Source organism: Pseudovibrio japonicus (genome assembly GCF_014651595.1).
Taxonomy (GTDB): domain Bacteria; phylum Pseudomonadota; class Alphaproteobacteria; order Rhizobiales; family Stappiaceae; genus Pseudovibrio; species Pseudovibrio japonicus.
Genome location: NZ_BMXE01000011.1, coordinates 33,690 through 52,935 on the forward strand (window position 1 = coordinate 33,690; position 19,246 = coordinate 52,935).

Consider the following 19,246-nt stretch of genomic DNA (forward strand, 5'->3'; position numbering starts at 1 on the left):
TTAATGGAGACAGCCACCAAAAGCCGGGCACCACACCTAAGTGATACCCAGCGACTTGCGTGGCTTCGCCTTATCCGCTCCGAAAATGTTGGACCAAGAACATTCCGTGAGCTCTTTAATCATTTCGGCTCGGCACAAGCGGCACTCGATGCCCTGCCAGAGCTCTCCAGAAGAGGCGGTAAGAAATCTTATCGCCTTTTTTCAAAGGACAAGGCAGAAGCCGAATTAGCTTCGCTTTATAAGATGGGTGCCCGCCTCGTCGCCATGGGAGAACCCGCCTACCCTCCGCTTCTCAGAGAGATCGACGCCCCGCCGCCCCTGCTCGCTATCCGCGCCAGAGACCCCTTGCAGCAGGAACTCACCGGCACACAAAAAACGCTGGCCATCATCGGCGCCCGCAATTGCTCCGTGGCCGGTGCAAAGTTTGCAAAGCAGCTGGCAGGTGATCTGTCCTCGCAAGGCTTCACCATCATCTCCGGATTAGCCCGCGGCATTGACAGCGCAGCCCATCAGGCCGCCCTCAACTCCGGAACGATCGCAGCGTTCGCAGGTGGCATAGACACTGTCTACCCCAAAGAAAATCAGCAACTCTTCTCAGCAATGATCGCAGCAAACGGTGCCGCAATCAGCGAAATGCCGATGGGCTGGAATCCGCGCGCGCGCGATTTCCCCCGCCGCAACCGGCTGATCTCGGGAATGTCATTGGGCGTGGTTCTTATTGAAGCCGCCGAAAAATCAGGCTCACTGCACACAGCTCGCTACGCACTGGAGCAGAACCGCGAAATCCTCGCAGTCCCCGGATCACCACTTGATCCCCGTTCTGTGGGCGCAAACAAACTCATTCAACAGGGCGCCGCGCTCATTCAGTCCACGGAGGACATTCTGGAGATCATGGAACCAAAGATCTCCGTGTCCCTACCACTCAATCCCGGAATTGACGACTCTGCCATAAGCTGGCCGATGCAAGATCAAGCCGCACCAGAGACCACCCAAGCCACACTCACTGCGGGCGAACATGAACGACAATCAGTCATCGATGCTTTAAGTGAAACACCGATTGATCAGGACGAACTGCTCCGTTTTACCGGCATACCACTTCCGACGCTGCAGCTGATCCTTCTGGAAATTGAACTCGCTGGACGTCTGGAACGCCACAAACCCAACAAACTATCCCTTATACATGGAAGCACCGCGTGAGTTTCCGGTGTCTTACTCCACTTCATCCGTATCTGCCGGAGTGCGGCCGTCACCATCGTCTATCAACCGCGCATCGAACTGCGCCGCCGCTTCCTTTTGAGCGAGCATCAGTAGATACCCCAGCAGATCCAGCTTGTGAGTTCGCGCCATGTCACTCAATTCACAACACATTTTGGCGCAGTAGTCTGCAACGTCATGCGTTTCGATTAATCTGTCTTTTTTCGGCAACGGGTATTTATACAAGCTTTTTAACCTTCTTATGCAACCATGACACAAGCCTCCGAAAACAAAAAACGCTTTGCAATCTGAGGGTTACAGCAAATACCTCAATTACCCTAGGTTGTGCAAATTATCAAGAACAACCCAAAACAGACCCAAGGAAATTAAGGGAGAGGCTTTTCCGCTCTTGACCAATCGATCTGAAAAGGCCATTTGACAGCCGCGAAGTCAGCCGCGATTGTGTCGGTTCGACTCATAAAACGGTTTTTGATTTATCAATTCCAAGACGAGATTTACGCGAAAGCCAGGAAATCAATGAACGTAGTCATTGTGGAATCACCGGCGAAAGCCAAGACCATCAACAAGTATCTAGGCAAGGACTACACAGTTCTGGCGTCCTACGGCCATGTACGCGATCTACCTCCAAAGGACGGCTCAGTACTGCCCGACGACGACTTTGCCATGTCGTGGTCCGTGGATTCCAAATCTCAAAAGCGCCTGTCGGATATTGCCAGCGCGGTGAAGGGGGCTGACCGCCTTATTCTCGCAACTGACCCCGACCGCGAAGGGGAAGCCATTTCCTGGCACGTCTTGGAAGTTCTGAAAAAGAAACGCGTCCTGAAGGACATGAAGGTTGAGCGCGTGGTCTTCAACGCGATCACCAAAAGCTCCATTCTCGAAGCGATGAAAAACCCGCGCGAACTGGATGTGCCGCTCGTTGATGCTTACCTGGCCCGCCGCGCCCTTGACTATCTCGTCGGTTTCACCCTCTCTCCTGTCCTGTGGCGCAAGCTGCCGGGCGCCCGCTCCGCAGGCCGCGTGCAATCCGTTGCTCTGCGTCTTGTGTGCCAGCGCGAGAATGAGATCGAAACCTTCCTCTCGCAGGAATACTGGTCCATTCTGGCAAACCTGAACACACCGGAAAACGCCGCAGTTCAGGCACGCCTCACTGGCTTTGACGGCCAGAAGATCACACGCCTCGACATTAAGAATGAGCAGCAAGCCACCACAATCAAGCAGATGCTTGATGGCGCCAGCTTCTCAGTCAGCACTGTTGAGAGCAAACCACAAAGGCGCAACCCATATGCGCCGTTCACCACCTCCACCCTTCAACAGGAAGCGTCCCGTAAGCTTGGCTTTGCCGCAGCCCGTACCATGCAGGTAGCGCAGAAGCTCTATGAAGGTGCCAATATCGGCGGTGAAACAACTGGTTTGATCACCTATATGCGTACCGATGGCGTGCAGATCGCGCCAGAAGCAATTCAAAGTGCACGCAGTGTCATCGCATCCCGCTACGGGGATGAGTACGTTCCCGATAAGCCACGCGTGTATTCCTCTAAGGCGAAAAACGCTCAGGAAGCTCACGAAGCGATCCGCCCGACAGACCTGTCCCGTCACCCACGTGACATGGCACAGTTCCTCGATGAAGACGGCGCACGGCTTTACGAGCTGATCTGGAAGCGCACCATTGCCTCCCAGATGGAATCTGCCGTTCTGGAACGCACCACCGTTGACATTGACGCCGTAAACGGCGCCAAAAAGGCTGCCCTGCGCGCCTCCGGTTCCGTTGTTCGTTTCGACGGCTTCCTCACCCTTTATCAGGAAGGTAAAGATGATGAGGAAGATGAGGAAAGCAAACGCCTGCCGCCAATGAAACAGGGCGACAGCCTTGGCCGCAAGGGCATTGAAGCCAACCAGCACTTTACAGAACCACCACCACGCTTCACCGAAGCAACGCTGGTGAAGAAGATGGAAGAGCTAGGCATTGGCCGCCCGTCCACCTACGCCGCAACACTGCAAACCCTACGTGACCGCGGTTACGTGGAGTTGGACAAGAAGCGCCTGATCCCGCAGGACAAAGGCCGTCTCGTCATCGCCTTTCTGGAAGACTTCTTCAACCGCTATGTGGAGTATGACTTCACTGCAAGCCTTGAAGACCAGCTCGACAAAATCTCGGCTGGCGATCTGGAATGGAAAGCCGTCTTGCGTGACTTCTGGAACCCATTCCACGAAATTTGTGACGAGGTCATCAAGCGCTCCAACACCGAAGTGCTGGACGCCCTGAACGAAACCCTCAAGGCACACGTCTTCCCAGACAAGGAAGACGGCTCCGACCCGCGCAAATGTCCAAAATGTGAAACCGGTCGCCTGTCTTTGAAAGTCTCCCGCTTCGGCGCGTTTGTTGGCTGCTCCAACTACAACAAAGAAAAAAAAGACGGCAAAGAACCAAACGAAAACCCACCACACTGCGATTACACCCGTCAGCTCACCTCAGGTGGTGATGCGGATGCCGGTGCCGCAGGTGATGGACCACAGGTTCTGGGCATTGATCCGGAAACCGGTTTGGAAGTCTCCTTGCGCACAGGCCGTTTTGGCCCATATGTACAGCTAGGTGAAGAAGCCAAGCCCAAGCGTTCCTCCCTGCCACGCGGCTGGAGTGCAGCCGATCTGGATCTGGAAAAAGCGCTGGAGCTGCTTTCCCTGCCACGCGAAGTCGGCACCCACCCGGAAGACGGCAAAACCATCTCCGCAGGCCTTGGCCGGTTTGGACCGTTTGTCCTGCATGATGGCACCTACGCCAATCTGGACAGCCCGGAAGAAGTATTCACCGTCGGCATCAACCGCGCCGTAACCCTGCTTGCTGAAAAACGCGCCAAGGGCGGTGGCCGCGGCGCGGCCGCAAAGCCACTCAAAGAGTTGGGTGACCACCCCGATGGCGGCGCAATCAACGTATACAGTGGCCGCTACGGCCCCTACGTGAAGTGGGAAAAGATCAACGCAACTCTGCCGAAAGACGTTGCGCCTGAAGCTGTCACGCTGGAACAAGCCATTGAGCTTGTAAACGCAAAGGCAGCGACAAAGGGCAAAAAGAAAGCACCTGCCAAAAAAGCAGCTGCAAAAAAGACAAGTGCCAAGAAAGCAGCGCCCAAAGGGGCGCTGAAGGAACTTGGCGACCATCCGGATGGCGGAGCGATGGAGCTGCGCGACAGTGGCCGTCTCGGCATTCGGATCAAATGGGGCAAGGAGTTTGTCTCCCTGCCAAAAGGAACAGACCCGGAGAAAGTAACCCGCGACCAGGCAATTGAGCTGATCAACGCGAAGAAGGGGTAATAGCCCCGTTACTCTCCGGATAACGAAACACGTGGGCTTCCGATCATCGGGAGCCCCTTTTTCGCAGCTAACATGCTGCACTGGATGAGATAAATTGAGCCGAAAAAAGGCCGCTGAAAAACGACACAAGGGACCGGCAGAAATGCCCTCCCGTGAAGACATTCTGAAGTTTATTGCCGACAATCCCGGCAAAGCTGGCAAACGCGAAATCGCCCGCCACTTTGGTATCGTCGGCGCAGCGCGTATTCCCCTCAAACGAATGTTAAGAGATCTGGCCGATAGCGGTCATATCGAAAAACGCCGCAAACGCATGCTGCGTCCGGGCGCTCTTCCACCTGTCTTTGTTGTTAAAATCACAAGCAGAACAGCCGACGGTGAGCTGCTCGGCATCCCGATGAACTGGGATGAAGAGCATGGTGAGCCGCCGAATACTCTTGTTTTGCCGCAAAGGAACAAAAACAAGTTCAACCCGGTCCCTGGCATCGGCGACCGCGCCCTTGTCAAGCTGCTGGACGATCAGGACGGCACTCCCGAAGCCCAGCACGTTGTACGCGTGATGAAGCGTCTGGAAAACCACGACACCGACGTCCTCGGCATTTTGCGCATCAACAAAGCCACAAAAGAAGCGCGACTGGAACCAGTCGACCGTAAACAAAACGCAGTCGATGTGGACCCACGCGAACTGATGGAGGCAGAAGACGGCGACCTCGTCAAAATCGAGGTTCACAAAGTTGGCCGATACGGCACAGCCCGTGGCCGCATCGTCAAGCGCTTTGGCTCCACCACCTCTGAAATGGCTGTTTCCGAAATCGCACTGCACACGCAAGGAATTCGCAATGAGTTCCCAGGTGCCGTGATTGCTGAATCGGAAAACATCAAGCCCGCAGGCAGCAAGGGCCGAGAAGACTGGCGAGACATCCCGCTCATCACCATCGACCCTGCCACCGCAAAAGACCACGACGACGCGGTCTACGCCCAGCTCGACGACAATCCGGAGAATCAGGGCGGCTGCATCGTCTACGTCGCCATTGCTGATGTCGCAGCCTATGTGACACCCGGCTCTCCCATGGATAAGGAAGCACTGCTACGCGGCAACTCGGTGTACTTCCCCGACCGCGTAATTCCAATGCTGCCTGAGCGCATCTCCAACAACCTGTGCTCCTTGCGCGAGAACGAAGATCGCCCATCTCTGGCAACGCGAATGATCTTCGACAAGAACGGCCGAAAGATTTCCCACACGTTCCACCGTGTGATAATGCGCAGCGCCGCCAAACTCTCCTACCAGCAAGCCCAAAAGGCCATTGACGGAGTCACAGACGACAAAACCGGTCCGCTTCTGGAACCGGTGCTCCAACCGTTGTGGGCGGCCTATGAGATCCTCAAGCGTGGCCGCGACAAGCGCCAGCCGCTTGAACTGGATCTCCCAGAGCGCCGCATTCTGCTCAAGGAAGACGGCACCGTTGACCAGATCGTCGTTCCTGAACGTCTGGATGCACACAAGCTCATTGAAGAGTGCATGATCCAGGCCAACGTGGCCGCCGCCGAAGAACTGGAAAAACGCAACTCCGCCCTGCTCTACCGCGTGCACGATGCCTCGACACCCGAAAAGCTTGAAAACCTGCGCGACTTCCTCTCGACGCTGAACGTCAAGCTGCCTCACATCGGCGGCCTCCGCGCCTCGGTGTTCAACAACATCCTCGACAAGTTCAAGGACAGCGCCAGCGCAACCATGGTCTCCGAGGTGGTGCTGCGCTCGCAGGCACAGGCGGAGTATAATGCTGATAATATCGGCCACTTTGGTCTGAACCTAAGGCGTTATGCACACTTCACCTCGCCAATTCGCCGTTACGCGGATCTGATCGTACACCGCGCACTCATTCGAGCAATCGGCCTTGGCGATGATGGCCTGCCCTACGGGATTGAGGAGAAGTTGCCAGCTATCGCAGCGGAGATTTCTGCCGCAGAACGGCGGGCAATGCTGGCTGAACGCGAGACAATCGACCGCCTTATAGCCCTATATTTGTGCGAGCGAATTGGCGCTGAATTCTCTGGCCGAATAGCCGGAGTGACCAAATCCGGCATGTTCGTCAAACTGCTACAAAATGGCGCAGACGGGTTCATTCCTGCATCTACCATTGGTATGGATTACTACGAATATGTAGAATCGGCCCACGCCTTGGTGGGCAGAGCGACCGGAGAAACCTACCAACTTGGCGATGCAGTGCAGGTAAAACTGGTGGAAGCCGCCCCATTTGCGGGGTCTTTACGGTTTGAAATGCTCTCAAACGGCAAATCCAAAGGCGAAGCAGCAGGACGGGTTGCAAAGCACAAGGGTTGGCAAGAAAGAAACAAAAGCAGGCCAAAAGGGTTACGCCGGTCAAAAAACGGAAATAAGCGGAAGCGCGCGTAAATCTCGCGCACTCCCCTGCATTTACTGGACGGATAAGGCAGGTCTAAATGAGTACCCATCAAGATCGGAATACCGGAGAAGCAGTGTTGCGCGGTATGCGCTGTAAATGCCCTTCCTGCGGCACAGGCACTGCCTTTGACGGTTACCTCAGTGTGAGACAATCTTGCGACACCTGTGGTGAGGAACTGCATCACCACCGGGCTGATGACGCACCACCTTATTTCACGATCTTTATCGTTGGCCACGTCGTTGTTGCGCTGGCCATGTGGGTCGAGATGGCCTATGTGCCGCCAATGTGGCTTCACATGGCCGTCTGGCTGCCTTTGACCCTCATCATGTCTCTGGCCCTCCTGCGCCCTATCAAGGGCGCCATGGTTGGTTTGCAATGGGCACTACGTATGGATGGCTTTGCAACAGCTGGCAAAGCGCCTAGTTTTGGCCCGACACGCGCCAATCAGAGGTAATGAATGTCCACAGACGACCTGACGAATGAAGTCAAAGTTGAGCGAGCGGAAGAAAACAACAACCCGAACGCTCAACCCTTGAGGCCTAAAGACGCCTCCACACTGCTTATTCTGGACCGCAGGGAAGATGGGTCCCTGTACCTGCTCATGGGCAAACGCCATATGGCGCACAAGTTCATGCCCGGCAAGTTTGTCTTCCCCGGTGGCCGCGTTGATTCCGAGGACAGCCGCGTAAAATACACGCGCGACTATCACCCGGACGTGCTCACCAAGCTCAACTACGACAAAAAGCAGATCAAAACCGAAAGCCGCCTGCGTGCATTGGCCATCGCCGCCATTCGCGAAACCTATGAGGAAGCAGGTCTGTTTATCGGTACCAGAACCGAGGGAACCGACAGTCCTGTAGGCCCCGGCTTTGAAGCGTTTGACGAACTAGGCATTCAACTGGATCTGGCGCCACTGCGTTTTGTCGCCCGCGCAATCACCCCTCCGGGCAGAACACGGCGCTTTGACGCTCGTTTCTTCGCCGTTTGGGCAGACCAGATTGCACATAAACTGGAAACGGGCATCGGCCCCACAGAAGAGCTGGAAGAACTCCAGTGGCTGCCGATCGAGCAATGCAAAGAGCTCGACCTGCCACGCATCACACTTGCTGTGCTGACCGATCTTGAAAATCGTCTGCGCCAGGACCCGGAGCTTTCTCCGGACGGACCTGTGCCATACTACTACTGGAAGAACGACGGCTTCGCGCGCGAAGAAATCTAATTGCAGTCATGCAGCAGGGCGCAATATTCACCTCACTCCGTGGGGTCATGTGTTGCGCCTTGTTCATTTCCTGATAGAAGCAATAAAAACCACGCTCAAAACGAGCTTGAAACGCAGTGATGTGAATGCTTCAGATATCGGGTGCACCATCCAGTTCCCTCTCCACCACACAGATCCGCGGCATCATTGCCGCCATCGCTGCGATCACCGCAGTTGGCCTGTCACTCTCCGCAAGCTTGCCGCTGCTGGCGCTTACGCTTGAGTATCGCGGTGTCGGTGACACATGGATCGGCATTAACACCGCCTTTGCTGGCGTCGCCTCCATTGTTGCCACACCTGTTGGCCCCTACCTAGCTCGCAAACTGGGCACACCGCAGGCGCTCCTGATCAGCCTGCTGATTGCAGGCGTCACCCTGCCCTTCTTCTTTGTGCTGGAAAACTTCTGGGCCTGGTTCCCGCTGCGTCTGTTGTTCCATGGCGCAACGACCTCTGCCTTCATCATTTCCGAGTTCTGGATCAACGCACTGGCGCCCTCAAAACACAGAGGCTTCCTCATGGGCGTGTACGCCACTGTACTCGCACTGGGCTTCACCTCTGGACCTCTGGTCCTTGCCGTTGCTGGCACAACAGGTGCGTTGCCCTTCCTTTTGGCAGGCGCTGGTATCATTATCGCAGCTCTGCCTGTGCTGATTGGCTTCAAAGCAGCACCCAGAATCGAAAACGAAGCAACTTCAAAGCTCTATACCTTTTTGTGGATAGCTCCAGCAGCGACGATGGCTGGCTTCACGTTTGGAGCGGTGGAACAGTCAGCGATCTCGCTGCTTCCTTTGTTTGGGCTAAAAGTCGGCCTGACACCACAAGCGGCAACGCTGCTCGTCTCCGCCATGGCGGCAGGCAATATGGTACTGCAAATACCGCTCGGCATGCTGTCGGACCGCATGAACCGCCGTCACCTGCTCATCTATTGTGGCGCCTTTGGTCTCCTCGCCAGCCTGCTCATGATCCCGCTTTCGAGCAGTTTTTATGGGATTTGCCTTCTGCTGTTTCTCTGGGGCGGTGTGGTGGCCGGGCTCTACACGATCGGCCTCACCCACCTTGGCGCCCGCTTTGAAGGCGCTAATCTGGCATCCGCAAATGCAGCCTTCGTCCTGATGTATTCCATTGGACAATTGGTTGGCCCTGCCTCCACTGGCTTTGCCCTATCCACCTGGGGCGCTACGGGCCTTCCCCTGCTCTTCGCAGGATTCCTCGGCGCTTATGTAATTATATGCCTGATAAGGGGGACAAGACTGGGCTCAGCCCCCTAATGCATCTTGACTTTGGTCCCGTGATTAGTAATGTGCGCCCTGAATTCCCAAAGTTTCACCGGAAGCGCACCCTGCCCGAAGCGAAGGTGTGAGGGTGCCACCGGGACAAACAAAACAACCGGCTACTTTAAAAAAGCCGAAAACAGACAGGATCCTTAGCGATGGCCAAGGCGACCACCATTAAGATCAAGCTGCAGTCTACTGCGGACACCGGCTTCTTCTACGTAACCAAAAAGAACTCCCGCACCATGACCGAAAAAATGGTGAAGCGTAAATACGACCCAGTCGTAAAGAAGCACGTTGAGTTCAAAGAAACCAAGATCAAGTAAGTCTTGGCTTCAGCTGAATTTTCAAAAAAGGCGTTTGCATTTGCAGGCGCCTTTTTTGCATGCGCCAATCACGACGACTTCATCAGACCGCACCTGACCACTTAATTATGAGGGGTGGACAACATTTCCTCACACAAGAGGATCAGGACTTATTATAGTCCCCTAGACGGTCAATTCCGCTTCAATATCAATGAGGCGGGGCTACTCCAAAACACGTTGGCACACAAACAAAGCTACCCCACGCGAGATGATAAATCACACCACGTTTTCTCCTCTCCCAGACTCTCCGCCTCACGGCACCAGTATAGACGCACAGCATCCACTGCTGGCAAACATGCAGCACACTGCGCGCACAGCAAGAGACACGCACGCGCAGGCTTGCGAGCAAGGCTCAACTTATATCTGGAAGAATTGGTGGCCGGCGAGAACCGGATGACACGAGGAGGCCACTCAGAACCCGTTTACTCGCCGGCCAACCCCACGGACCCAGGAGATGCGGCGGACCTGAGCGCTCCGTAGGGAAACTATGAAGCAGTATTGCCGGGACTTATTCAATCAACCGAGGGCCAATACTGCGATTTCGTAGTCAATTGTTTCATGCGGCAGATGATTTCGCACATCACCATCGCAACATTTACGACTTTAGTAAAGCTTTAAGGTAATTGCGCTCCTGAAAATGGAGGGGATTCTTGACCTATACACAACAAAAGGAAAGAAACCGCTCATTTACAAGAGGCAAACGCGCAGAAAGCCCACAATTCCCGCAAGACTCACACGCTGAATTAATCTAAGCGCAAAGACCTACGACTTATGACGTGAGTCTTTCAACCCGTAAAAACTGGCTCTGCCCCGTACAATACTAAAGCAATGCTTCCCGATGTTTTACGAAAACACAATTTTTAGCTAAGCACAATAAACCAACTAAAAAATCACCAGTACTTTATGTTTGCTGCAAGAACCCAGAAACTGTTTCCAGAAAATTCCTGACCGAAATCGGCTTGGAAATATACGCCTCACACCCGCCCTGACGGATGCGTTCTTCATCCCCCTTCATGGCAAAGGCGGTCACCGCAATCACAGGAATAACCTTCAGATCATCATCCTCTTTGATCCACTTGGTTACTTCAAGCCCTGAAACTTCAGGCAGCTGGATGTCCATCAGGATCAAGTCCGGTTTATGCGCTCGCGCAAGCTCAAGCGCCTCCATCCCGTTTCGGGATTGCAAGGTCGCGTAGCCGTGGGCCTCAAGAAGATCGTTAAACAGCTTCATGTTGAGTTCGTTGTCTTCAACAATCAGCACGGTCTTTTGCATCAGTTCAGTCCTGCACAGAGTGCCGCCCCAAAAATGGTTTAGCTATAAATAAATGTGTGATGCAGCCGCGCCGCGACTGGCATTGGAACAAGTCCCACACTAAATTTCCTGCTACATAGTTAATTCGGATTCGTTTCAGAAAGGCAAACACCAATGAATTTAAGCAAAACCGGCAGTTTAACCGAAGATACTGCACAGGAAATTGCAATTGGTGCCCTGACATTTATAAGCAGCGAGCCAGAACAGCTCGGCCGTTTCCTATCTTTAGCTGGCATTGGGCCAGAGGAGATTCGCAGTGCCGCAGCTGAGCCCGGCTTTTTGGCGGGTGTTCTTGAGTTTTTAATGCAGGATGAGCAGCTCTTGCTGTCCTACACTGAAGGTGCTGGCATTCGCCCCACCATGATTGCCGCTGCCCATCTTAAACTCGCCGGAGGCGTTGACTATTTTGCACAACATTGAAACTGCAAATGCAAGCACACTGAAGCAAATCAGCGTCATCAAAAAACGCGCGCATCCTCTTCTCATTTGCGACGTGGACGAAGTCCTTCTGCACTTTATCCCCCATCTTGAGCGCTACATGAATGCTCGCGGCATATACTTCCGCGAAGCCGTCTATCGCCTCACAGAAAACATGTTCCACACGGAAACCGGCAAAAACCTTCCGGACCACGAATGCCTGAAAATCATCTACGAGTTTTTCGAGAGTGAAGTCAGCAAACAGGAAGCCGTACCCCACGCAGCCGCACAGCTGAAACGCCTGTCAAAGCACTGCGACATCGTTATCCTGACCAATCTGACCGGCGACCAAAACAAGTCCGCCCGCGAGGACCTGCTCAAAAGTATTGGCATCGACTACCCGCTGGTGACCAATCAAGGCCCCAAAGGCGGTGCAGTGGCCGCTCTGTGCGCCGAACGCGACGGCCACCCAATCATCTTCGTTGATGACAGCCCGACCAACATTGTCTCCGTTGGCAAAAGCGTACCCCACGTCCAACTCGTACACTTCGTGGCTGACCCGCGTTTCTTTGCGACCGCCGAGGACCTTCCCAACGTAGCCCTGAAAAGCAACTGTTGGCTTGAGACCGGCGACTTTATTGAAGATTTATTGATCACAGCGCTAAGGTAAGCGCGCGTGAATAGCAGCGCAGGACATCGGATCATCTTGAGCATTAAGGATGCGTGACCTAGACCAGATGAGCAGTTCAATGTTTTATGTGGCCGGAGCGTGCATTTCCTGGGAACTTAGGTCGTAGCTCATGCTATAAGACCCAGCACACCATCTCCGCCAGCGATCCAGGGTTCGAAGTTTTCCATGGCGACCGAGGCCACCACACCTTTAAAAGCGCTCTGCCGGGACTGCACACACAGGTTCCGTGCAGATCTGACGCGCTGCCCCAAATGCGGCAGCCCGCGCATTCTCGCCCATGCAGAACTGGATACACTCGAAATCGCACATATCGACTGCGACGCCTTTTTCGCCTCCGTCGAAAAGCGCGAGAACCCGGAACTGGCAGATCGCCCTGTCATTGTTGGCGGCGGCCAGCGCGGTGTTGTCTCCGCAGCCTGCTACATCGCCCGCATCTATGGCGTACGCTCTGCAATGCCCATGTTCAAGGCCCTTGATCTTTGCCCCGACGCGGTCGTCATAAAACCACGGCTGGAGCTGTACTCAAAAGTCGGCAAACAGATCCGCGAAGAGATGGAAAAGCTCACACCGCTGGTAGAGCCCCTCTCCATTGATGAGGCCTTTCTGGACTTGTCCGGCACGCAAAAACTGCACGGTGCCACACCAGCCGAGCAGCTTGTTCATTTCACCCTCAAGATCCAGAGGGAACTCCGCCTCTCCGTCTCCGTTGGCCTCGCCCCCAACAAATTCCTCGCAAAGATCGCCTCTGATCTTGATAAGCCCCGCGGCTTTTCTGTGATTGGTGATGCGGAGAAAAAGGAATTTCTGGCAAAACAGCCAACCAGCGTCATCTGGGGTGTAGGCAAAGTCTTTCAGGCCAAACTCGAGCGCGATGGCATTAAGACCATCGGACAGCTCCAGCTCAAGGACCCCACCGACCTTGCCCGCAAATACGGTGCCATGGGCCTGCGCCTTGCCAAACTGTGTCAGGGAGAGGATGACCGCCACGTCTCTTCAAAACGCGGCGCAAAAAGCATCAGCGGCGAAACCACATTCAACTCGGATATCTCCGATGTCACCCAGCTCTCAAAGAGCCTGTGGAAGCTCACCGAAAAAGTCGCCTACCGCACCAAGAAGGCGGAAAAGTCCGGCAGATCTGTAACGCTGAAGCTTAAAACAGCAGACTTCAAAACCATCACACGCTCGCGCATGCTGCACGACCCCACCCAGTTGGCGGACAAGATTTTCCGCACTGCAGATGAACTACTCAAGAACGTTGCTGATGGAAAAATGCGTTTCCGCCTGATTGGCGTAGGCCTCGGCGATCTGGGGCCAGCAGATCAGGCAGACCCGGAAGACCTTTTGGATGAACAGGCAGAAAAACGCGCCAAAGTCGAACGGGCTATGGACGTCCTGCGCGGAAAATTCAACGACAGCTCAGTCGTCTCGCTTGGCCGCTCCCTCAAGACACCGGATAAAACCTAGGGCTTACCGACCTAGCGTCTCGTTCTTGATGGTATCACCAGCCGGAACGCTCACATCTTCATCCAGACTAACAGAGGTTCCGCATGTAGTGACGGGCGTTACCGGCTTCAGATCCAGCTGGACCAGTGCGCCTTCCAGCTCAAACACCCCGTAGTTCAGGTTCATGCTTCTGGAAACACCGTTTTCGTGCAGAACCGACCGCAACTGATAATCCGGCGTACGCTCACCGCGTGTCTCATCACTCAGGTTGAAGTACGCAATGGAAACCGGCCATGCATCCATGGATGCCATTGATTGCGGCAAGGAAAGCCGGTCGGAGCGCAGATCAAGTGGATCAGCCAGTTTGCGGCCCACGACAGTGGTTGCCTCAAACAGCTGCTCCCCGGTCACACTGCCATCATAAAGCTTGGAGACCATGAAGTGCTGCCCACTGGCAGCCCCGTCAATCACACTATGAAGATGCTGTAAGGGGAACATGATGGCCCCATCAAAGCTCAGCGTCTTCCCATCCGGCCCATCCAGATCCACATCCAGCTTGGTCGTCTGGTGCTCCGCAGTGCCAAGCGTTTGCTCGGCCAGCATGTCACCGATGAAGGTCTCATAGGCAAAGGCAAGCTCGGAATTATCCGGCGCTTCAGAATAGGAGCCGCGAAGGTCGGTGATCGTCTGCTCCCCCTCCTCATCAGTGCTCCTGACCACAAAGCGTAATGCAACCGCAAAGCCATCACAGACAGAACCGGAGAGCTCATAGACCATACGTCCGCTCACATCCGCAACATCAGCGCCGCTTTGCGAACCGGCAAGCTTCATATCATAAACCGCTTTGTGTGGTTGAAGAGTAGCAGCAGTTCCCATGGACGGAAGCAGAAGAAAGCAGAGAGCAAGTGACGATCCTGCAATGCTGGAAAGACCATGTCCTCCCAACCCGTTTCCCAAGCACAGCTTCACCATAAAACCTCCGATCCTGCCGAAACAAAAGGCACGGAACATACCTCTCTTCCATCATTGTAGAGTGCATATAGGTTGCCACCAACGCGCGCATTACGCTAGGGAAATCACTGCTAAGGTAAATCTTTCAAATTAGATACACGTATCCCACGTAGACAACGCTTTATACACCCTTGCAACCCCGATGATTCTGGTGTGAGTGTGCCCCAACTTTGCAGTGCACGGCTTAGTGAAGAAAAAACTCTTGAGTTTTCGTGGAACTGTATCACTTATTGCAACAGAACATTCCAAATCAGAGGGAAGAAGAATGTCCGACACAATCCAGAAAAATCTTGAAAAGCTTGGTGTCACACTGCCGGAAGCTGCAGCTCCTGCCGCCAATTACGTGCCTTTTGTGAGAACCGGAAATCAGCTCTTCATCTCCGGTCAGCTGCCAATGCAGGACGGAAAAATCGCAAAAACCGGTAAAATCGGCGCTGATTTGGGCACCGAAGATGGTGTGGAAGCAGCCCGCCTATGCGCAATCAACCTGCTGGCACAGGCAAAAGCGGCAACGGGCGATCTGTCCAAAGTGGTGCGTCTTGTTAAGATTGTTGGCTTCGTAAACTCAACAGGCGACTTTGGCGACCAGCCAAAAGTCATTAACGGCGCCTCCGACTTTATGGTGGCAGCGATGGGCGAAGCAGGCCGTCACGCACGTTCAGCTGTCAGCGCTGGCTCACTGCCGTTCAACGCGGCAGTCGAGATCGAAGCGATCTTTGAAATTGCCGAGTGATCCCGGTCCGGTCATCCAGAACCTAATCCCCGTTGAGAAGAAGCGACTTCGAATAATCCATGCAAGACCTTTCTTGGCTCACCGCCCGGCCGATCGCTCATCGCGGCTATCATAACAAGGACGCAGGCATCCTGGAGAACACGCCCTCTGCGGTCGAAGCTGCCATAGAAAACAACTTCGCCATTGAAGTTGACGTGCAGCAGACCCGGGATGGTCAGGTCCTCGTCTTCCATGACGCCCACCTAGAACGCCTCACATACGGCGAGGGCAATGTGGTCAACCACGATCTGGCAGAGCTGCGCAAGCTGTCGATGCGCGGTTCTTCTGACCCGATCTGGACGCTGGAAGAACTGTTGGAGCTGGTCGGCAGCAAGATTCCCCTGATCATCGAGATCAAAACCTTGGGGCTTGAAGCCGGGCAGGATGACTTCATTAAAACCATCGCCAAAATTCTCAGCGATTATAAAGGTCCTGCGGCAATAAAATCCTTCGACCAGAAGATGCTTCGAACCATGAAGCAAGTGGCACCTCAGATCCCGCGTGGCTGTATATCCATGACCACACTGGATGAGAATATGCGCCAGCACCTGACAGCGCACGAGATCGAGAAAATCTCATGGATGGTGCACATGGCTGGCACCGACCCACACTTCGTCTCGTTCTATGTAAAGGACCTGCCCGCAGATGGCCCAAGTTTCCTGCGTGAATTCTACGGCCTGCCGATCATGACATGGACCGTCAAAACCAAAGAAGACCGTCTCACCGCTGCCAAATATGCAGACCAGATTGTCTTTGAAGGCTTTAATCCGGATAAAGATCCACTCTAGGACCTATTGATTTGCCAGTACCTCCATCACCCGTTCTGAAAGTCCTCTCCTCTCTGGATGACATCCCCAGTACAGATTGGGATGCACTGGCAAATCCCGGCACACCGCCGATCCTTTATGATCAACAGGACTGGTTCGATTCACCTGAAACGATCCAACAGAAAACAAATCCGGAAACTGAATCAAACTCTCAAGTTTCCGGATTTAACCCACTGCTTTCACACGCATTTTTGCAGGCACTTGAAGAAAGCGGATGCGTGGGCTGGGAAGCAGGCTGGATTCCCCAACACATCTGGTGGGAACAGGACGGCAAGCCCATCGCGGCGATCCCCACCTACGCCAAAAGCCACAGTCAGGGCGAATACGTCTTCGACCATGCCTGGGCTGATGCCTTCGAGCGCGCTGGCGGGAACTACTATCCTAAACTGCAATGCTCCATTCCCTTCACACCAGCCCCGGGCCGACGCCTCCTGATCTCTCCGCAGGCGAACCGGCGTGAGACAATCAAGATCCTCACTACCGGCCTAAAGGAACTGGCAACCCGCATAGAAGGCTCCTCCGCCCACCTGACCTTCCTCACCGAACAGGAATGGAAGGAACTGGGCGATCAGGGCTTCCTCCTGCGCACGGACCAGCAGTTCCACTGGGAGAACAACGGCTACGCTACTTTTGCTGACTTTCTGGCGCACCTCTCTTCCCGCAAACGCAAAAGCATCCGCAAAGAGCGTAAGACCGCGCTGGAGAACGATATAGAGGTGGAGTGGGTCACGGGCTCCGATCTGACAGAAAGCCACTGGGATGCGTTCTACGAGTTCTACATGGACACCGGCAGCCGCAAATGGGGCTACCCCTATCTCAACCGTGAGTTCTTCTCCCTGCTCGGCGAACGGCTGGCGGACCACACCCTGCTGATCATGGCAAAGCGAAATGGCCGTTACATCGCTGGCGCCCTTAATATGATCGGCAGCAACACCCTTTATGGCCGCAACTGGGGCTGCATCGAAAACCACCCCTGCCTGCACTTCGAAATCTGCTATTATCAGGCCATCGAGTTCGCCCTGTCCCGTGGCCTGAAACGGGTGGAAGCGGGAGCACAGGGCAGTCACAAACTGGCACGCGGCTACATGCCCAATCTCACCTACTCCGCCCACTGGATTGCACACCCTTCGTTAAGGAATGCCGTCGCACATTATCTGGAACAGGAACGTCAGGCCGTTCTGCAGGAACAGCAGTTCCTCTCTGAGAACGGTCCGTTTAGGCAAAACGGCACCTAGAAATCACTTCAAAATATCGATTCAAAACGCTGAAAGGACTCACAAATCCCGCCGGACTTGAATCAGTTTCTTAAGTACAATCAGGTTCTCAACAACTCCGCCAAAACCACACGTTGATTCTCCAGTGATCTTGGTCAATGAATCGGATTAACTACCGATAACGACCTGCGAGCAAAACCACGCGCAGGCGATGCCCGGATAAACTGAAAGTTTCAAGAGGAAATCAAGATGACCAGCCCGTCCTACGATGACCAGAACATCTTCGCTAAAATCCTGCGCGGCGAACTGCCGTCAGAGAAAGTCTACGAAGACGAAAACACCATTGTTATCATGGACATCATGCCACGCGCTGACGGTCACGTCCTCGTCCTGCCCAAAAACGGGTCCCGCAACATCATGGATATTGAAGAAGCTGACCTGACCGCTGCTATCAAGACCACCCAGAAAATGGCACGAGTGCTCAAAAAGGCCTTCAACGCAGATGGCATCACCATCCACCAGTTCAACGAAACAGCTGGCGGGCAAATGGTGTTCCACACCCACTTCCACGTCATTCCACGCACACAAGGCATCACCCTGCGCCCACACACCGGCGAGATGGAAGACAGCGACAAGCTCAAGGCAAACGCAAATAAAATCCGCGCGGCACTCGAAGCCTAATCCAGATCATTTCAACAGAAACAACCTCGCGCACCCACACCAGAGTGCGCGAGACAAATTCGATTCACCCGAAACGACCGCCTCTGCCGATCTACAGTTTCGTCCCTGATATCAAGCAACTAGCCAGCGCAGTTGAATCAACCCCTCAGCACCATCAGAAATTTGATTCACCTGAAACAATCAGACTGACTCTGCAACTACACTCTCATTCAGCGCCTTCTGCATGATCCGGTCAAAGCGGGTGTCCATACACACGCTCAGGTCCGTGGTCACAAACTTCCCGCTCCAATACAAAGAAAAGATAGTCGCCGGCGTCGGCGCGGCCTGAGCTTTCTCCAGCGTATCCAGAAGAACAATCTTGAGCGGCAACCCACGCTTACTCGCGGTCTCTTTCAGGTTCTGCGTCACATGATGGTCGGTAAACGGACACCGATGGGAGTAGTACGCAACCAGCCCCTCCTCCGTCGGCCTCAATCCATTTTGAACCGCCTCCGCAAACGAAGCCGAACCACCTGCCTCACCCACACCAAGCCGAAGCAGCTCAAAGCCATCCGGCGATGTATCGCAGACCTCAAAACCTTGCCGCTTGAACCATTTTCCATCTGAGAGGAAGTGCATCTTCTTTGCACCGGCGATTGTCACCAGCCCCACTGCCCCTGCCTGCCGAGCCGCTTCGACAGCTTTGGCCAGCAGCGCCTTGCCATGGCCCTGCCCCTTGTATTTTCCAGAGACCCAAAAGCAATTGATCAGTAGATGTCCCGGCGCAACCACAGGCGCCCAGCCCGCTTCCGCCGGACCAAACTCCATAAAGACCTTGGCCCGCTCATCCAACCGGACGAACTGATAGTCCGCTGCAAACTGCGACCGTAGCCAGTCTTTCTTCAACTGGTAGCCTTGCGCGCATTTCTTGTCCGAGATCGCACAGCAGATATGCTCATCACAAAGGGTGCGCTCGCTCAGCCCAATATAGGTCATGCTCATCTCCCAACTCACTACCCTAAGGTAAGGCCGGAGATCACCATCAACATTGCGCGCAA

General features: G+C 54.4%; 18 protein-coding genes. 14 read left to right on the forward strand and 4 right to left on the reverse strand.

Annotated features, from left to right (window positions below; translation table 11 throughout):
* The first annotated feature begins 3 nt into the window (after positions 1-3).
* Positions 4-1,197 (forward strand): DNA-processing protein DprA, encoded by a 1,194-nt coding sequence (gene dprA / locus IE076_RS21095; protein WP_189438784.1) that lies wholly within the window; start codon positions 4-6, stop codon positions 1,195-1,197.
* A gap of 12 nt (positions 1,198-1,209) precedes the next feature.
* Here dprA and IE076_RS21100 read toward each other — a convergent pair whose 3' ends face one another.
* On the reverse strand, positions 1,210-1,347 hold the full coding sequence (locus IE076_RS21100; protein ID WP_189438785.1) for a hypothetical protein: 138 nt from the start codon (positions 1,345-1,347) through the stop codon (positions 1,210-1,212).
* Between the two features lie 384 nt (positions 1,348-1,731).
* Here IE076_RS21100 and topA point away from each other — a divergent pair, with 384 nt between their 5' ends.
* The 6 genes from topA (at position 1,732) to rpmG (ending at position 9,802) form a co-directional block, all read left to right on the forward strand.
* Positions 1,732-4,527 (forward strand): type I DNA topoisomerase, encoded by a 2,796-nt coding sequence (gene topA, locus IE076_RS21105; protein WP_189438786.1) that lies wholly within the window; start codon positions 1,732-1,734, stop codon positions 4,525-4,527.
* A 142-nt stretch (positions 4,528-4,669) separates the two neighbouring features.
* Positions 4,670-6,937 (forward strand): ribonuclease R, encoded by a 2,268-nt coding sequence (gene rnr, locus IE076_RS21110; RefSeq protein WP_189438859.1) that lies wholly within the window; start codon positions 4,670-4,672, stop codon positions 6,935-6,937.
* 47 nt (positions 6,938-6,984) lie between these two features.
* Positions 6,985-7,401, forward strand: a complete 417-nt coding sequence (locus IE076_RS21115) for a DUF983 domain-containing protein (RefSeq protein ID WP_189438787.1) — start codon at positions 6,985-6,987, stop codon at positions 7,399-7,401.
* 3 nt (positions 7,402-7,404) lie between these two features.
* On the forward strand, positions 7,405-8,166 hold the full coding sequence (locus IE076_RS21120; RefSeq protein ID WP_189438788.1) for an NUDIX hydrolase: 762 nt from the start codon (positions 7,405-7,407) through the stop codon (positions 8,164-8,166).
* A gap of 125 nt (positions 8,167-8,291) precedes the next feature.
* Positions 8,292-9,473, forward strand: a complete 1,182-nt coding sequence (locus IE076_RS21125) for an MFS transporter (RefSeq protein ID WP_189438789.1) — start codon at positions 8,292-8,294, stop codon at positions 9,471-9,473.
* Positions 9,474-9,634: 161 nt separating this feature from the next.
* Positions 9,635-9,802 carry a 50S ribosomal protein L33 gene (gene rpmG, locus IE076_RS21130; RefSeq protein WP_189438790.1) on the forward strand — a complete coding sequence of 56 codons (168 nt, stop codon included), beginning with the start codon at positions 9,635-9,637 and terminating at the stop codon, positions 9,800-9,802.
* A 940-nt stretch (positions 9,803-10,742) separates the two neighbouring features.
* On the opposite strand, the gene IE076_RS21135 is transcribed toward rpmG, so the two are convergent.
* On the reverse strand, positions 10,743-11,114 hold the full coding sequence (locus IE076_RS21135; protein ID WP_189438791.1) for a response regulator: 372 nt from the start codon (positions 11,112-11,114) through the stop codon (positions 10,743-10,745).
* Between the two features lie 153 nt (positions 11,115-11,267).
* On the opposite strand from IE076_RS21135, the gene IE076_RS21140 reads away from it, so the two are divergent.
* The 3 genes from IE076_RS21140 (at position 11,268) to IE076_RS21150 (ending at position 13,725) form a co-directional block, all read left to right on the forward strand.
* Entirely contained in the window at positions 11,268-11,573 is a 306-nt protein-coding gene (locus IE076_RS21140; protein ID WP_189438792.1) for a DUF3572 domain-containing protein, read from the forward strand.
* Positions 11,560-12,240 (forward strand): hypothetical protein, encoded by a 681-nt coding sequence (locus IE076_RS21145; protein WP_189438793.1) that lies wholly within the window; start codon positions 11,560-11,562, stop codon positions 12,238-12,240. The genes IE076_RS21140 and IE076_RS21145 overlap by 14 nt, the downstream gene beginning before the upstream one ends.
* A gap of 186 nt (positions 12,241-12,426) precedes the next feature.
* Positions 12,427-13,725 carry a DNA polymerase IV gene (locus IE076_RS21150; RefSeq protein ID WP_189438794.1) on the forward strand — a complete coding sequence of 433 codons (1,299 nt, stop codon included), beginning with the start codon at positions 12,427-12,429 and terminating at the stop codon, positions 13,723-13,725.
* Positions 13,726-13,728: 3 nt separating this feature from the next.
* Here the strand turns inward: IE076_RS21150 and IE076_RS21155 are convergent, their stop codons facing one another.
* A complete protein-coding gene (locus IE076_RS21155; RefSeq protein ID WP_189438795.1) occupies positions 13,729-14,676 on the reverse strand; it encodes an EipB family protein in 948 nt (315 codons plus the stop codon).
* 304 nt (positions 14,677-14,980) lie between these two features.
* Between IE076_RS21155 and IE076_RS21160 the strand changes: the two genes are divergently transcribed.
* From IE076_RS21160 to IE076_RS21175, 4 genes are all read left to right on the forward strand, one after another.
* Complete coding sequence (locus tag IE076_RS21160; protein ID WP_189438796.1) at positions 14,981-15,448, forward strand: RidA family protein; 468 nt, start codon at positions 14,981-14,983, stop codon at positions 15,446-15,448.
* A 59-nt stretch (positions 15,449-15,507) separates the two neighbouring features.
* Positions 15,508-16,275, forward strand: a complete 768-nt coding sequence (locus IE076_RS21165) for a glycerophosphodiester phosphodiesterase family protein (RefSeq protein ID WP_189438797.1) — start codon at positions 15,508-15,510, stop codon at positions 16,273-16,275.
* Positions 16,276-16,286: 11 nt separating this feature from the next.
* Positions 16,287-17,549, forward strand: coding sequence for a GNAT family N-acetyltransferase (locus IE076_RS21170; protein WP_371871524.1), 1,263 nt, complete (start codon positions 16,287-16,289; stop codon positions 17,547-17,549).
* A gap of 228 nt (positions 17,550-17,777) precedes the next feature.
* Positions 17,778-18,209, forward strand: coding sequence for an HIT family protein (locus IE076_RS21175; RefSeq protein ID WP_189438798.1), 432 nt, complete (start codon positions 17,778-17,780; stop codon positions 18,207-18,209).
* Between the two features lie 180 nt (positions 18,210-18,389).
* On the opposite strand, the gene IE076_RS21180 is transcribed toward IE076_RS21175, so the two are convergent.
* On the reverse strand, positions 18,390-19,184 hold the full coding sequence (locus tag IE076_RS21180; RefSeq protein ID WP_209009371.1) for an N-acetyltransferase: 795 nt from the start codon (positions 19,182-19,184) through the stop codon (positions 18,390-18,392).
* Positions 19,185-19,246: the final 62 nt, after the last annotated feature.